At 34.5% G+C, this 15970-nt stretch carries 10 protein-coding genes; 7 read left to right on the forward strand and 3 right to left on the reverse strand.

Annotated elements, in window-relative coordinates; translation table 11 throughout:
- Positions 1-24: 24 nt before the first annotated feature.
- From IPP32_16355 to IPP32_16385, 7 genes are all read left to right on the forward strand, one after another.
- A complete protein-coding gene (locus IPP32_16355) occupies positions 25-3549 on the forward strand; it encodes a PKD domain-containing protein (protein MBL0049656.1) in 3525 nt (1174 codons plus the stop codon).
- The gene (locus IPP32_16360; GenBank protein MBL0049657.1) at positions 3453-3914 is read left to right on the forward strand and encodes a hypothetical protein; all 462 of its coding nucleotides are present in this window, start codon (positions 3453-3455) and stop codon (positions 3912-3914) included. Before IPP32_16355 ends, IPP32_16360 begins: the two co-directional genes overlap by 97 nt.
- On the forward strand, positions 3887-4711 hold the full coding sequence (locus tag IPP32_16365) for a hypothetical protein (GenBank protein MBL0049658.1): 825 nt from the start codon (positions 3887-3889) through the stop codon (positions 4709-4711). Before IPP32_16360 ends, IPP32_16365 begins: the two co-directional genes overlap by 28 nt.
- On the forward strand, positions 4708-7725 hold the full coding sequence (locus IPP32_16370) for a PKD domain-containing protein (GenBank protein ID MBL0049659.1): 3018 nt from the start codon (positions 4708-4710) through the stop codon (positions 7723-7725). Before IPP32_16365 ends, IPP32_16370 begins: the two co-directional genes overlap by 4 nt.
- Positions 7722-8849, forward strand: coding sequence for a PorP/SprF family type IX secretion system membrane protein (locus IPP32_16375; GenBank protein ID MBL0049660.1), 1128 nt, complete (start codon positions 7722-7724; stop codon positions 8847-8849). The genes IPP32_16370 and IPP32_16375 overlap by 4 nt, the downstream gene beginning before the upstream one ends.
- Positions 8850-9192: 343 nt before the next feature.
- Positions 9193-10890, forward strand: coding sequence for a WG repeat-containing protein (locus IPP32_16380; GenBank protein ID MBL0049661.1), 1698 nt, complete (start codon positions 9193-9195; stop codon positions 10888-10890).
- Between the two features lie 4 nt (positions 10891-10894).
- Positions 10895-13324 (forward strand): hypothetical protein, encoded by a 2430-nt coding sequence (locus IPP32_16385; protein ID MBL0049662.1) that lies wholly within the window; start codon positions 10895-10897, stop codon positions 13322-13324.
- A 685-nt stretch (positions 13325-14009) separates the two neighbouring features.
- Here the strand turns inward: IPP32_16385 and IPP32_16390 are convergent.
- The 3 genes from IPP32_16390 to IPP32_16400 are packed head-to-tail and all read right to left on the reverse strand — an operon-like array spanning position 14010 to position 15939.
- A complete protein-coding gene (locus IPP32_16390) occupies positions 14010-15173 on the reverse strand; it encodes a hypothetical protein (GenBank protein MBL0049663.1) in 1164 nt (387 codons plus the stop codon).
- 9 nt (positions 15174-15182) lie between these two features.
- Positions 15183-15620 carry a hypothetical protein gene (locus tag IPP32_16395; protein ID MBL0049664.1) on the reverse strand — a complete coding sequence of 146 codons (438 nt, stop codon included), beginning with the start codon at positions 15618-15620 and terminating at the stop codon, positions 15183-15185.
- Entirely contained in the window at positions 15613-15939 is a 327-nt protein-coding gene (locus IPP32_16400; protein ID MBL0049665.1) for a helix-turn-helix domain-containing protein, read from the reverse strand. Before IPP32_16400 ends, IPP32_16395 begins: the two co-directional genes overlap by 8 nt.
- Positions 15940-15970 lie beyond the last annotated feature (31 nt).

Consider the following 15970-nt stretch of genomic DNA (forward strand, 5'->3'; position numbering starts at 1 on the left):
GATCATTTATAAACTTTTATTGATATGAAGCACAAGTATTATCTTGGAAGAATATTAATTTTTACACTATTATTAATAATTCATAAGCATTCAATCGGAGCCTGCAACATTAGCGTTAGTCCTTCAAGTGCAACAATTTGTGTAGGGAATTTTGTAGTTCTAACCGCCTCTGGAGCTAGCTCTTTTACTTGGTCACCAGCTCTTGGATTAAGTTCAATAAATACTGCAACAGTTACTGCAAGTCCAATTGTTACTACAACATATACAGTCATAGGTGATTGTGGTGGAGGCCAATTTGATACTACTCAAATATTAGTAACAGTCAGACCCTTACCCAATACACCAAATATTACTATTTCTAACAATAATACATGTGCAGGAACTTCTGTTAGTTTTTCAACACTAGCTCAACCTGGTGTGACTTTTTCATGGAATTTTGGCGATGGAACAAATCCTATATCGGGATCAATAGTTACTCATCAATATAATCCTACGCCCGGTAATGGTATTCAAAGTTATAATGCAACAGTAACTGCGACAAACGGCTTTGGCTGTGTGAAATCAGCAACATCAGTTTCAATAAACGTAAAGCAAAAACCAGATGCATCAATTGCTGATACAAGTGCAATTCCTTTTACAAATTGTGGTAGTGCAACATTTGATTTGTATATTGAAAACGCTTCAACAACTATAGCTACAAACACAAATTACCAAATAAATTGGGGTGATGGTTCGCCACTTTATTCCAACTCTACATTGCCTGTAACAGGAACTAATCACTTATACACCACACAAGGTTATTTTACATTAACACTTATGGTAACTGGGCAAAATGGTTGTATTGCGACAAAAATATACACTGTTTATAATGGTAGTAATCCCGCTGTACCCTTTCAAAATCCTGGGAATACAACTGGAAAGTGCATCCCTTTTACTTTTTCTATTCCAAGTAGTCCAAGCAATAATCCTCCGGGTACAATATATATTGTTTCCTCTAATGATGGCACTCCCAATGATACTTTGGCCAATCCTCCACCAGCTAATTATATTCATACTTTTTCAAGTAGTTCTTGTGGTGCAACGGGTGGTATTACACCCAATACATTTTACATTAATGTGCGTGCACAAAACCCTTGTGGTTTTTCTGATTTGACTATACAACCAATTACAATTAACAAAAAACCAGAAGCACATTTTACAATTTCCCCAGATACTATTGCCTGCGTAAACTCAATAGTAACTTTTACAAATACTACTATTCCTGGAGTAACCGTAAGTAATAATGGCACATGTGATCCAACCACTGGAATGTATTGGATTATTTCTCCAAATACATACAATCTAACAAGTGGGTCTCTTGGAACAGGAAATAATCCTTCAAATTCTAGTAGTTGGGGTACAAATATTTTAAATGTAACTTTCACATCATCAGGAATATATTCCATTTCAATTATTGTTAAAAGTAATGGGTGTGGAAGCGATACAATTAAAAGGACTGTTTGCATTCAGGCACCACCCTCCCCCTCTTTCACTGCAATTCCATTAACTGGATGTAACCCCTTTATTGTTAATTTCACAAATACTTCAACTAATTTACCTTCATGTGGACCAATAACTAGGCAATGGCTTATCACTAAATTAAGTTTCACCTGCCCATCAGATTCTGCAGTTGATTTTGTTTTTATTTCAGGCACAAATTCTAATTCAATAAACCCAATTATTCGGTTTAATAACCAAGGAATTTACAATGTGAGTTTAGCACTTACAAATATCTGTGGCACTTTTACAACTCTTCCTACTTCAATAACAGTAAAACGTAAACCCCAAATAACAATTAATGTCCCTGCCAATATTTGTTTAGGACAAAATATTTCACCAACTGCAGTTGTTACAAATTGTGGCACATCTGCATTAAGCTATTTATGGAATTTTGCAGGTGGTAATCCCGCTAATTCGGTTTTGGCTGTGCCTCCAACAATCGCCTTTTCAACTTCAGGCCCGCACACTATTACTTTGACCGTAACTACTGAATGCGGAACGATAACAAACTCTTCAATTGTAAATGTATTAATAAGTCCTACCGCTAATGCGGGGTCTGATAAACAAATTTGTAGTGGAGGAATTGCAAACTTAGGAATCACCAACACTATTGGTCTTAATTATCAATGGAGTCCTGTTACAGGATTAAGTTCATCCATAATTTCTAATCCTAATGTTTCACTATCCAATGTTGGTGGAATACCTATAACTAATTTCTATTTTCTCACAGTAACTAATGTAGCGGGTTGTATTTCAAAAGATACCGTAAGAGTTATTGTAAACCCACTGCCAACTGTTACAGTTAACTCTGCAACTATTTGTGCTGGACAAACTGCTACTCTAACAGCAAATGGTGCTACTACTTATTCATGGTCAAATGGAGGAACAAATAATCCTCATCCTGTTACACCCTTATCTACTGCTAACTTTACTGTCACGGGAACAAACACTTTAACAGGCTGTACAAATACAGCAGTTAGTACCGTTACGGTAAATCCTTTGCCAATAGTAAATGCAGGACCGAGTATCACGTTTTGCAATCAACCCATTGCAAACACATTAAATGGATATTCTCCACTTGGTGGAACATGGTCAGGAGTAGGTGTTTCTTCAGCGGGAGTTTTTACGCCATCGGTAACAGGGAATTTTATCCTTACTTATACATACACAGATGGTAATAGCTGCAGCAGTTCTGATACCATGATTGTTAAAGTAGTTAACCCACAAATAGCGAATGCTGGAAATGGATTTTCTACTTGCTTAAATTCTCCCGCAAAAACACTTATTGGATTTACTCCATCAGGAGGTATTTGGACTGGTGCAGGAATTACCGGGAATATTTTTACTCCATTAACTGCCGGAGTTGGAACATTTACATTGACCTATACTTTTGGATCCGGCACATGTTTGTCTTCTGATACGATAAGAGTTATTGTAAATCCGCTGCCAACAGTTACAGTTAACTCTGCAACTATTTGTGCTGGACAAACTGCTACTCTAACAGCAAATGGTGCTACTACTTATTCATGGTCAAATGGAGGAACAAATAATCCTCATCCGGTTACACCCTTATCTACTTCTAACTTTACTGTCACGGGAACAAACACTTTAACAGGTTGCACAAATACAGCAGTTAGTATTGTTACTGTAAATCCATTGCCAATTGTAAATGCAGGACCGAGTATCACGCTTTGCAATCAACCCATTGCAAACACATTAAATGGATATTCTCCACTTGGTGGAACATGGTCAGGAGTAGGTGTTTCTTCAGCGGGAGTTTTTACGCCATCGGTAACAGGGAATTTTATCCTTACTTATACATACACAGATGGTAATAGCTGCAGCAGTTCTGATACCATGATTGTTAAAGTAGTTAACCCACAAATAGCGAATGCTGGAAATGGATTTTCTACTTGCTTAAATTCTCCGCAAAAACACTTATTGGATTTACTCCATCAGGAGGTATTTGGACTGGTGCAGGAATTACCGGGAATATTTTTACTCCATTAACTGCCGGAGTTGGAACATTTACATTGACCTATACTTTTGGATCCGGCACATGTTTGTCTTCTGATACGATAAGAGTTATTGTAAATCCGCTGCCAACAGTTACAGTTAACTCTGCAACTATTTGTGCTGGACAAACTGCTACTCTAACAGCAAATGGTGCTACTACTTATTCATGGTCAAATGGAGGAACAAATAATCCTCATCCGGTTACACCCTTATCTACTTCTAACTTTACTGTCACGGGAACAAACACTTTAACAGGTTGCACAAATACAGCAGTTAGTATTGTTACTGTAAATCCATTGCCAATTGTAAATGCAGGACCGAGTATCACGCTTTGCAATCAACCCATTGTAAAACATTAAATGGATATTCTCCACTTGGTGGAACATGGTCAGGAGTAGGTGTTTCTTCAGCGGGAGTTTTTACGCCATCGGTAACTGGAAATTTTATCCTTACTTATACATACACAGATGGTAATAGTTGCAGCAGTTCTGATACCATGATTGTTAAAGTAGTTAACCCACAAATAGCGAATGCTGGAAATGGATTTTCTACTTGCTTAAATTCTCCCGCAAAAACACTTATTGGATTTACTCCATCAGGAGGTACTTGGACTGGTGCAGGAATTACAGGAAATATTTTTACTCCATTAACTGCCGGAGTTGGAACATTTACATTGACCTATACTTTTGGATCCGGCACATGTTTGTCTTCTGATACGATAAGAGTTATTGTAAATCCACTGCCAACAGTTACAGTTAACTCTGCAACTATTTGTGCTGGACAAACTGCTACTCTAACAGCAAATGGTGCTACTACTTATTCATGGTCAAATGGAGGAACAAATAATCCTCATCCGGTTACACCCTTATCTACTTCTAACTTTACTGTCACGGGAACAAACACTTTAACAGGCTGCACAAATACAGCAGTTAGTATTGTTACTGTAAATCCATTGCCAATTGTAAATGCAGGACCGAGTATCACGCTTTGCAATCAACCCATTGCAAACACATTAAATGGATATTCTCCACTTGGTGGAACATGGTCAGGAGTAGGTGTTTCTTCAGCGGGAGTTTTTACGCCATCGGTAACAGGAATTTTATCCTTACTTATACATACACAGATGGTAATAGCTGCAGCAGTTCTGATACCATGATTGTTAAAGTAGTTAACCCACAAATAGCGAATGCTGGGTCAAATGACACTATTTGCATAGATAATGGTCTGTTAATATTAGCAGGATTTGTTCCAAATTCAGGAAGTTGGACTGGCATTGGAATAGTTAATGCTACCGGTATATTTGACCCAATGGTTTCTGGTGTTGGTGTTTTTACATTAACTATATCTTATGGAACTGGAACATGCTTTACCACAGATACCAAAATCGTTAAAGTAAATCCATTACCAATAATAATTCCAGGCTTAGCTCAAATTGTTTGTATTAGTACTCCTATTTTTAATATGAGCGGATTTTCACCAGCTGGAGGAACATGGTCTGGAAACGGCATTATTAATTCCCAATTAGGAACCTTTGATCCTGTTATTGCGGGCGTGGGTATAAGTATTGTAACCTATACTTTCACCGACCCAATTACGCATTGTACAAATGTCGCAACAAAAACCATTACAACAGGCTCACTTCCTATTCCATCTTTTACGAATAATCCAATTGGCTGCTTAAATACACCAATTATTTTCAACAATACAAGTTCTTCGGCAATAAACTATTTATGGAATTTTGGTGATGGGCAATCCTCGAACTTATTTGCTCCATCCCATAGTTATACTTCAATTGGTAATTTCACAATTCATTTAATTGCAAATTCAATATTCGGATGCTTAGATTCAATAACTGAAACCATAGAAATTATAGCCCCACCAAGTTCCAATTTTACCTTAGTTCCAGATACTGGTTGTGCTCCACTTAATGTAGCATTCTTAAATACTTCAACAGGAAGTTACTTGACTTATAATTGGAGTTTTGGAAATGGTTTTTTATCAGCATTTAATAACCCTCCAAATCAAGTTTATAATCAGGGAAAATCAGATACCATTTACGTTGTAACCTTAAATGTTATAAATCAATGCGGTAGTGCTAGCTATAATGATACTATTTTAGTTCATCCAATACCAGTCGTTAATTTCGGTACAAATGTTAACTCTGGTTGTTCTCCGTTGCAAATTTTATTTAGTAATAATTCTACCGGTAACGCAACTCAATATATTTGGGATTATGGCAACGGAAACTTTTCAAATACTTTTAATCCAACAACTCAAATTTATAACACAGGGGGCAATGATACTGTTTACACAATAAAACTTATAGGTACAAATTATTGTGGGAGCGACACTGTAACTAGTTCAATAAACATTCACCCAAATACAGTTGAATCGTTTTTTAATACAGCTCCAACGATAGGATGTGCTCCACTTTCAGTAGTATTTACAAATTTTTCTTCTGGCAACACAGTTAATTCATGGGACTTTGGAGATGGTAATGTTTCTAATTCCACTAGTCCAGTTCATGTTTATCAATTTGCAGGTACTTATATTTGTCATTTATATGTCAACAATGGTTGCAGTTTTGATACTAGCGAGATAGTTATAACTGTTAATCCAGCTCCAAATTTATCTTTTAGCTCAAGCGCATTATCTACATGCGTAAATCAATCAATGTCATTTTTTAATTCATCTACAAATTCAATTAATTATTTATGGAGTTTCGGAGATGGATTTACTGATAGTTTGACAAATCCAACTCATATCTATTCAGCTGCTGGAAATTATAATATAACGCTTGTGGGTACTTCAAGCTTAAATGGATGTATTGATAGCATCAAAAATAGTGTAATAATCAATCCACTCCCCGTGCCAAATATTTCAACAAATTTGACTTCTGGCTGCGAACCACTTACAATAATTTTTACAAATTTAACGACTGTCTCAAATTTTTATTTTTGGGATTTTGGTGATGGAAATTCTTCACAACTAAATGCACCAACACATGTGTATAGTTCAAGCGGAAATTATATTGTCCACTTTGTTGCTGAAAATTTGAAAGGGTGCAAAGATTCTTCTGATATTTATATAAATGTTTATCCAAAGCCAACTGCAGCATTTGTAAAAGACTCAGCCTATAATTGTTCTGTCCCGGCCATTTTAAATTTAAACAACAATTCAATTGGTGCAAATAGCTATTTATGGAATTTTGGAAATGGGTTTACTTCAACAAACAACAATCCAACAATAACGTATACTTCATATAATCAATATCTTGTGACCCTAATCGCATCAAACAGCTTTGGTTGCTCAGATACAGCATTCACATCGTATTTCGTTTATCAACCTCCAGATTCAATATTCACTCCAAGCATTTTAAAAGGCTGTCAGCCCCTTAATGTTACTTTCAATCCATCCAATATTGGAAATAATTATGTTTGGAATTTTGGGGATTCAGTTTCTTCAATACTTACCAATCCCTCGCATTTATTTGAGCATGCCGGAAACTATAGTGTATCAATTTTAGTTTCTTCATCAGCATCTCCTTGTGTTTCTAAATATATATACCCAAATACAATTCAAGTGTTACCAACTCCTTCTGCTGAATTTGAATATAACCCACTAACACCATTAGGTTATTCGGATGGAACTATGGAATACCAAAATCTTTCAATTGATTCTACATTAATTAATTCATATTTATGGAATTTTGGAGACGGAAATATCTCAATTGAATTGAATCCGGTACATCAATTTCAAAGCGCAGGTACGTATAATACCTCTCTTGTAGTAGGATATCCAAATGGATGCAAAGACACTATTGTTCATCCAGTTATTCCTGATTATTTCCAAGGCTTAAATGTACCAAACGCATTAATGCCATCTCAATTTGGGAGTGATGCAAGGTGGTTTTTACCAAAAGGAAAATCATTGGAATCCTATCACTTACAAATATTTAATACTGTTGGTAACTTAATTTTTGAAACGACAGAAATAATTAATGGTATTCCAGTTCAAGGATGGGATGGCACATTTAATGGAGAGCTTTGCCAACAAGATGTATATGTTTGGAAGATTGAAGCTAAATTTTTGAATGAAAGCGTTTGGATTGGCAAAAAATATCCAAATGGTAAGATAAATCAAACTGGAACGGTCACATTAATCAGATGAGACATATAATTATATTAATTCTACTTCTTTCTTGCGGATGCCTTGTTAAAGCGCAAGATCCTGTTTCATCACAATTCTATTTTAATCAATTAAACATGAACCCAGCGTTTGCAGGCTATAATTACGGAGCCCGTTTTGGTGGAACTTATCGTAATCAATGGAAAGCAATACCAAGTAAATTTGTTACATATAATTGTTGGGCCGATATTTATACACCAGCGATGCTTAATGGAGGTATAGGTGTTATAGCAGCAAAGGATGTTTCCGGTGAAGGGTTTTTAAAAACAACAAGTGTTGGTATAATACAATCATTTCAAATTCCAATTCCTAAAATTATGCGTTTAAGAACCGGGTATAATGTGGTGATGACAAATAAGCGCGTTGATTGGGATAAACTTGTATTTAGTGATCAAATTGATCCTATTGGAAATCAAGTTGCTCCGCAAAGTGTTAGTCCAGGCAATCCAGAGGGAAAAACGTTTGCTGATTTCAGCGCTGGCTTTATTGCCGAATCGAATAGAATAAAATTGCCAAAAAGCTCAATTTCACTTACAGGTGGATATTCAGGTAATCATCTAACAAAACCAAATGAATCATTAGATGGCTCAGAAAGACAGGTGCTTCCGTTAAAGCATACTTTTCATTTCTCCACAATAATAGAAGTCATGAATGATGATAGAGATAAGAAGCCATGGGCAATATCACCAAATTTCATTTATGAGAGACAGGGTAATACTGACCAAAAAGGCAAGCTATTTTTTAAGAAAAGAGCTCAGTTTTCATCTTTTAACGCAGGGTTTTATTTAATGCATTCGCCTATTATTACTGGCTTTTTATATAGAAAGCGCACTTTTACCAAATTTAAGGATAATGATGCCTTTATTTTTTTTCTCGGTTTACGCAAGGAACCATTGGATAGGAAGACTATTTTCAGAGTTGGTTACAGTTATGATTTAACTGTAAATAGTAATTTATTTTCAAATACTTCCGGGTCACACGAAATTAGCTTATCGATAGAATTTAAAGACATAAAACTAATTAATAAAAAGGCTCAAAAGCGAAAAAAAGGAAAAAGAAACAGTAAATGTCCGGATTTTGGAACGCCATCAATTTTATTTCGATAAAAAAATATTTTTACCGTAAAGCGCGTGTTGTGTGAGAGTGTAAAGTAGATTGTGTAAACTGAAATTGTTTCGACTTAATTTGACATTAAGGGTTAACTTTAGAGAGCAAAACAAAAAAGTTAATAAACCCTTAAACTGTCCGAAAAATGAATAATGAAACAAAGTTAATCAAAGCAAAATTTGTTCTGCTAAATTTAGCAGAACAAAATTGCGAAACCATCACTCTGACATTGAAGAAACTAAATCTTGTTTTTTGTCCGGCTTAAAAAAATAAAGATATCACCACCTAAAGGATTCATCTTAAACTCCGATTTCACCAGTTAACAACTAAATTCATAACAAAATGACAAAAAATCTACTCACCAATTTTGCAGCTTTTGTTGCTTTATGTTTTTTGAACTCTTGTTCACACAACAGTTCCAATGACAGATTTTCGTATTTACTTATTCCTGTTCAATCGGATGAAAAGTGGGGTTACATTGACAAGCAAGGAAAGTATGTTGTGAATCCACAATTCAAGAGTGCATACTTAATTACTGACGGCATTGCAGTTGTCGAATCATCAGAGGGAAAATTTGGTTACATTGGAGAGGATGGCAAATATATTATCAATCCTATTTACAAATTTGCATCAAACTTTTCTGAGGGACTAGCCTTTGTTGCATCTGAAAATGGATTCCCAACTTGCATCAATAAAAAAGGAGAAACACAATTCGTTCTTAAAGATGCATCTTTAGTTGGAGTATTTAATGATGGCTTGGCTTACATTCAAGTAAAAGAGAAATATGGTTTCATTGACAACACAGGCAAGACAGTTATAAATCCGCAGTTTGATGTCAGCAACCAATTTTCTGATGGACTTGCAGCAGTTGCAAATAAAAAGGATAAAGATGCCGATAAAGTTTGGGGATATATTGACAAGTTAGGGAAAATAATAATCAATCCACAGTTTAAAACAGCTGGAGATTTTAAAGATGGAAAAGCCCTAGTTGGAGATGGAAAAAAATTTGGTTACATCGACAAAAAAGGTCTTTACATTATTAATCCACAATTTGACGAAGCATCTATCTTTAGTGAAGGACTCGCAGGAATAAAACAAGGTGAAACTTGGGGCTTCATAAATACAGAGGGAAAAATAGTTATCAATCCACAATTTGAAGCAATCTCATCGTTTAAAAATGGTTTGGCAGCAGTAAGATCAGGCAAAGAGAACTGGGGCTACATTGACAAAGAAGGAAAGTTTGCAATCAACCCACAGTTCAAAGCAGCAGGAGAATTTTTTGGTGACTATGCACCCGTTGTTAGCGGTGACAAAATTGGCTTGATTGACAAGCAAGGAAAATATGTTGTAAATCCCCAATTTTCAGACATCTTCTCTAATTACATGAGTTGGAATAATAGCTTTATACAATGGACACCATACGAAGCAATTCGTTCAGATTATTTTGATGTTACAGAAATCACTAGCAAGCTATTTGAAGATTCCAAAGACGGAAAATTCCGAGGATTGAACAGGCAATCAAGTGTAAAAGATTTAATTGATAATCCTGATTATAAGGAATCTTTGAAAGAGAACACAAAATATTCGGCAGTATGTTTTACCAAAAAAGAAATTACTGAAGATGTAAGTATTGAGAAAACTACCTTCTATACACATACAGCCATTTACGATTATGTTCAGCAATATTATTACGGTTATTCAATGGGTTCAGAGAAAAAATATAATTTGGCCGCAATGCTTGAAAGTGTTGAATACAAACTCACACTTAGCAATTGGGGAAAAGCCAAAAACAAAGGAAAGACATTAGCAGAAGGAATCAAAACTGAATTGTTGACACTTTACAATGGAACAGCCAAGGATGTAAGCAATGCAGATGCATCAACAAGGTATCTTGATTCTCTTGCTACTGCTTCAAGCATCGGATCAAGCACAGATGAAGGCACTCTTTTCGTTTATGCTTCTAAAATAAGTTTCTCTATAAACTATACTGAAAGCAGTGTAACATTAACTGCAAAATTCAAAGAAGAGCCAAATATGTAAGAGCATGACAAGAAAAACACTTTTATTTCTTTTATCTTCCTTGTTTGTGCTTTTTGCGAAAGCACAAACTTTGACAGTGCTTGAACTTTTGCAACTTTCAAACAAACCTGATTGGGAAAGTGTAAATTCATATTTGGTTGCCAAAGGTTGGGAGTATTACGACAGTAAAGAAGGCGATAACGAAAGCTACAACACAGTTACATGGTCGTATGAAAAGAGTTACTACAATGACAAAGCACAAGGTTGGTTTCATCTATACACTTACACAGGTTTTCCAAATAAAGTAAGCTATCAGTTTCTCAACAAATCTACTTACAACACAATTAAAAATACACTTGCTTCCAACGGTTTTAAATACATTGATTCTGACATCAAAGACGAGCAAGTAGTTTCAAAATATGCAAACCCATATTTTATAATTCTGCTATCGTATATCAAAAGTGAAAAGGAGGAATATTCAGAAACTTCACTTACAAATTATTTAGTGACCGTAATAAAAAAAGCAGGTGTTTATGATGATGATAACGGGTTTAAAAAATCTTATGGCACATACGGTAATCTTGAATCAGAGTACACACTCAAAGACGGAAAGATAAACGGAATAACGAAAGCATATTACACAAATGGACAAGTTAAAGTAGTTTCAAATTTTGTTAGCGGAACAAAACAAGGTGCATCAAAAGAATATGATGAGAGTGGAAATCTCACAGCGGAATATAATTATGTAAATGGTGCGCCAAATGGCACTTACAAAACTTATGAAGAAGGAAAACTTAAAATTATGGGAACCCTTTTGAACGGAAGAAAGAAAGGACAATTTAAAGTTTACGATACAGATGGGAATCTTGATAAGGAATATGTATTGAATGGAGATTCTTTGAACGGAAGTTACACAGAATATTATTACAAAGACAAGAAACTCATTCTAAAAAACTCAGGACAGTATCTTAATGACAAAAAAAATGGTTTATGGCAATTTGTAAAGTATAAAGACAAGGGAACAGATTTACTTTCATCGCACACATATTTGAATGGAGAATACAATGGTGAATTTAAAGAAGTTAGTGGTGATAGTATCATCTTTGGAACTTATGAGAAAGGTCAATTGAATGGTAAATACAAGATTTACACTACAATGCTTGGTTTTTTACTTGGAGAAGTAACGGGGGATACTTCAAATGCAATCCTACTTTCATCTGGAAATTATTACAATGGACTCAAAAGTGGTTACTGGAAAAACTATTCTATTACAAATGTTATGAGGAGCGAGGGCAGCTATTACAATGATGAAAAAGCAGGCGAATGGAAATATTATTACGACGACATGTTAAAGTCCGACAAGACAGATGAAAAAGAGCCCTATTCAAAACAACTTTACTTAACTGAAAATTATGAGAACGGAAGGAAAAACGGCAAGTCAGTTCAAACATCTTACCTTGAAAAGACGATTATTCCTTGCGATACCTCTAAATATAAAAACAAAAGTCCCTTGGACACTTGTTATTCTATGGTGTATCATAAAGTTTATCAAACCGCTTACTTCAAGAATGATGAAATGCATGGACCTTATGAAGCAAGAGATTCAGCAGGCATAACAATAACCAAAGGAACATTAATCAATGGAGAAAAGGACGGAATGTGGTTGGAAAGTTATGCAAATGACGGAAGCGATGGAGAATACTATTATGTTTTTCAAAGAGGAAAGTACTTAAACGGAAAGCGAACCGGAGTTTGGGATGAATATATAAAAGAGGATTTTGTTTTCACAAAATACAGTTATGTAAACGGAAGTCTTGATGGAAAAACTACTGCCTACTACTCACAGCATAAACCAAAAGAAGAAAAATATTTTGACAATGGTAAACTCAAAACATTAATTACTTATGATTCATTAGATGCAATAAATTGCAAGTATGAAATATTATCTGAAACAAATTTCGATTTGACTTGTAGAAGAACCGACTTTGACAAGAACGGGAAAGTTTCACAGATTTACTGGATGAAAAAAGACGCGGAAGATTTAAACCACAACTTTTTTGAATTAATCTTTCTCATTAAAACTGACGGCAAATTATCTGATGGAACAACAGGTTATGCAAATGGTGAATTCAAACTCTACAATTCCAATGATAAAATTTTAGTTGAAGGGAACTACTTGAAAACAGACAAGATAGGAAAATGGAAAATTTACTATTATGATGTTTCCGTTTATACTGAGCAAGATTTTACAATCAATGTTGGCGACAATGAGAAATATTTTATTATTGGTTCTGACCAACCGTTTTCAGGAAAGTTTATTCTGAAATACGATAATGGAAAACCGAAATATGAATTTAAGGTTTCAGATGGATTGAGAGAAGGCAAATCAAAATATTTTGATGAAAGCGGTAAAACAATAAAGACGGAGAAATATGAGAAAGGCATTTTAAAATAAGCTTGATTAAGAATAGACCTTAATAGTTAAAATCCATTACTGGCTGGCGCTACCTTTCGCTAAGCTCCACTCCGCGCCAGCCAGTAATGGGCGCTAAAACTGTTTACACAATCTACCTTATACTACCTTGTTTTAGTTAGCTATTGTTTGTTATTGTTATCACAAAATGAATTATCAATCAATAATTACTCTGTAATAACCAGTAATACATAAGTTATAAATCAGTAATACATAAGTTATAAATCAGTAATACATAAGTTATAATCAGTAATACATAAGTTATAATCAGTAATACATAAGTTATAATCAGTAATTCACAAGTTATAATCAGTAATAAATAAGTTATAATCAGAAATACATAGGTTATAATCAGTAATAAATCCGTTATTCACTTGTAAGAATCAACTATTTTGTTGTAACAATTAGTAAATCTATTGCAAATATCCAAAAATTCAGTGCTATAATGCGGTAACAACATATTACAATCAACAATTTTTAAAAATAAACAGCCAACATTCTATGCAAAATCAATTATTATTCCGGTGCTATCAATTATACCCTAAAATTAATTTGTTGCGATTAAAAAAAATGAATTAAGTCTAATAGTTAGGGTTTTCATTATCAATAATTTTCACTTTTGCATTTGCAAATCCCTATATACGGTCCTGCAAAATGCAAAAGCAGTTCATAAAAGTGTGTTAGGGTTGGTTTTTTGGGTGTGAAGTGCATATACCACCTTCCTATTCTCAGTATATTTCGTTAAAAATGATTCGAAACCAAATTTATTATTAAATAACTCTTTGGAATTAACAAGTTGTTTTAGGCGATCCTCTATAATCCTGTAACTACATTCGAATTCAGCTTTAATATTTTCAAAAAGAATGTCCTTTGAAAGTGGCGTATGTAGTGTTTGTGCGAGAAATTTTTTAAGTTCTATTATATTTGCTTTACTTTTTCTGGCATCAAGTATATCATTAATTAATTCACCTTCCGCCAGCTCCAAACCATTTGTCACATCGGAGTAAACCAAATAAAAGTCTTCCAACCTTCGAGTACTTCGACATTTTAGGTAACTCACCTTTATTAAATCAGTGTTGTTGTTTTTTTTATCCTTTTCAAATCCAATTTGCATAACTGTAGATGACTTATTAAAAATTTCAGTACCTAAGTGTCCCCTCGCTTTATCATTTCCGTTAGGATTTTCATGGATAATCCCTATAAATGTTACGTTTGATTGATTAATCATCATGTTCATTAGGTCAATCAGTTTTAAAGATTCGTTGGGGTCATTAAAATTCTTAATGATATCGGTAAGTACATCCAAAATGATGACAATGTGATTTTTATTCGTCTTGCGCAAATTGGATAAATAATCCTTCAACGCTTCAAATCGCTCTTCCCTGCTAATTTCAACTAAGGATATAAAGTCGAAATTGGCAATTTCACTTTCCATTGGGAAGCCAGAATTTGTTACTATTTTCTGAAGAGCGTAGGGAAATTGATCGCTTTGATTTCTTTCCGTATCTACATATAATACAGTAAATTTTTCATCGCTGCTTGCACTGTAGCCTAAATAAGATTTCTCTGGAACCTTCGTTAGAAGACAGCAACAAAGATTTTCTGTTAAGCGGCTCTTATGAACACCACTTTTACCTTGTATTGTACTAATAGTATTTGGATAAATAATTCCAATACCTTCCCTTGTAATTATAGGTTTTGAGAAAATAATTTGACGCTTAATAATCTCCTTCAATCGCCCTCTAGAGGCTTGAATTAGCTTATAATTGGAAGATATAACAAGGCCATTTTTCTCTTCCCTAATTTCTTTTATAATTTCACTTGCTTCCATTTTCAGGTTTTAATTTTTTTTCAATATATTTTTTAGCAGTTCATAAGCAAACTCGCTATTTTTATAAGAAAGCCTTAATTCAATTGACAAGGCGGCATTTAACTTTTTTAGCTTATAATTTTCAGTAGCAAGTTTTAGATTTTGGTTGGCATAATCGGAATGTATCTTTTCTATGCTGTCCAAATAACAATTTTCCATTTCAAGTGTCATTTTGTAAAATCCATGCACCACCTGAATTTCCTGTTCAAGGAATTTGATTTGAGAATTTACTTTTATTGCCTCCCCTTCCGGCAGACTAAACAAGTCTTTGGTTTGAAGGAATCTTAGTCGCTTCACCTTTTTTTCTATGAAATTGAGAATCAAGCTTTGTTCCTTTGCAAATACAAATTCCCAAATTCCAAGGTCATAGGTATTATGACTCGAATTTGTTTCAAATGAATTAAGCATTTCTTGTGGCGTTTAGCTTATATTCCTCGTTTAATTCATCAACGGATTTGTGTCTTCCATCCTGCAGCCATTTTTCTAATTTGGATTTTTCGAAAAACAGCTTCTTGCCGCGCTTTATGAACGGCAGCAACCTATTTGACGTATAGCCGTAGATCGTTTGAGGGGCAAGATCGAGATAGGCTGCACACTCTTTTAATGTGAGTATCTCCTTTACGGGGATTGTTAAACTTCCATTTTTTTGTTCGTTTAAAGCTTCACGAACCGATTTTTGAATTAGTTCACCTAACTCAGCTTCTGTGGTAAGAATCATTTTTGACATTTGCGCATTGTTTATATTTAATGCGCAAGTT

This window comes from Bacteroidota bacterium (assembly GCA_016721765.1).
In the GTDB taxonomy this organism is placed as follows: Bacteria; Bacteroidota; Bacteroidia; order UBA4408; family UBA4408; genus UBA4408.

Excerpts from the sequence above, each read along its gene's own strand:
- IPP32_16355 (MBL0049656.1), top strand. The coding sequence starts at position 25 with ATGAAGCACAAGTATTATCTTGGAAGAATATTAATTTTTACACTATTA.
- IPP32_16370 (MBL0049659.1), top strand. The coding sequence starts at position 4,708 with ATGATTGTTAAAGTAGTTAACCCACAAATAGCGAATGCTGGGTCAAAT.
- IPP32_16375 (MBL0049660.1), top strand. The coding sequence starts at position 7,722 with ATGAGACATATAATTATATTAATTCTACTTCTTTCTTGCGGATGCCTT.
- IPP32_16380 (MBL0049661.1), top strand. The coding sequence starts at position 9,193 with ATGACAAAAAATCTACTCACCAATTTTGCAGCTTTTGTTGCTTTATGT.
- IPP32_16385 (MBL0049662.1), top strand. The coding sequence starts at position 10,895 with ATGACAAGAAAAACACTTTTATTTCTTTTATCTTCCTTGTTTGTGCTT.
- IPP32_16390 (MBL0049663.1), bottom strand. The coding sequence starts at position 15,173 with ATGGAAGCAAGTGAAATTATAAAAGAAATTAGGGAAGAGAAAAATGGC.
- IPP32_16395 (MBL0049664.1), bottom strand. The coding sequence starts at position 15,620 with ATGCTTAATTCATTTGAAACAAATTCGAGTCATAATACCTATGACCTT.
- IPP32_16400 (MBL0049665.1), bottom strand. The coding sequence starts at position 15,939 with ATGTCAAAAATGATTCTTACCACAGAAGCTGAGTTAGGTGAACTAATT.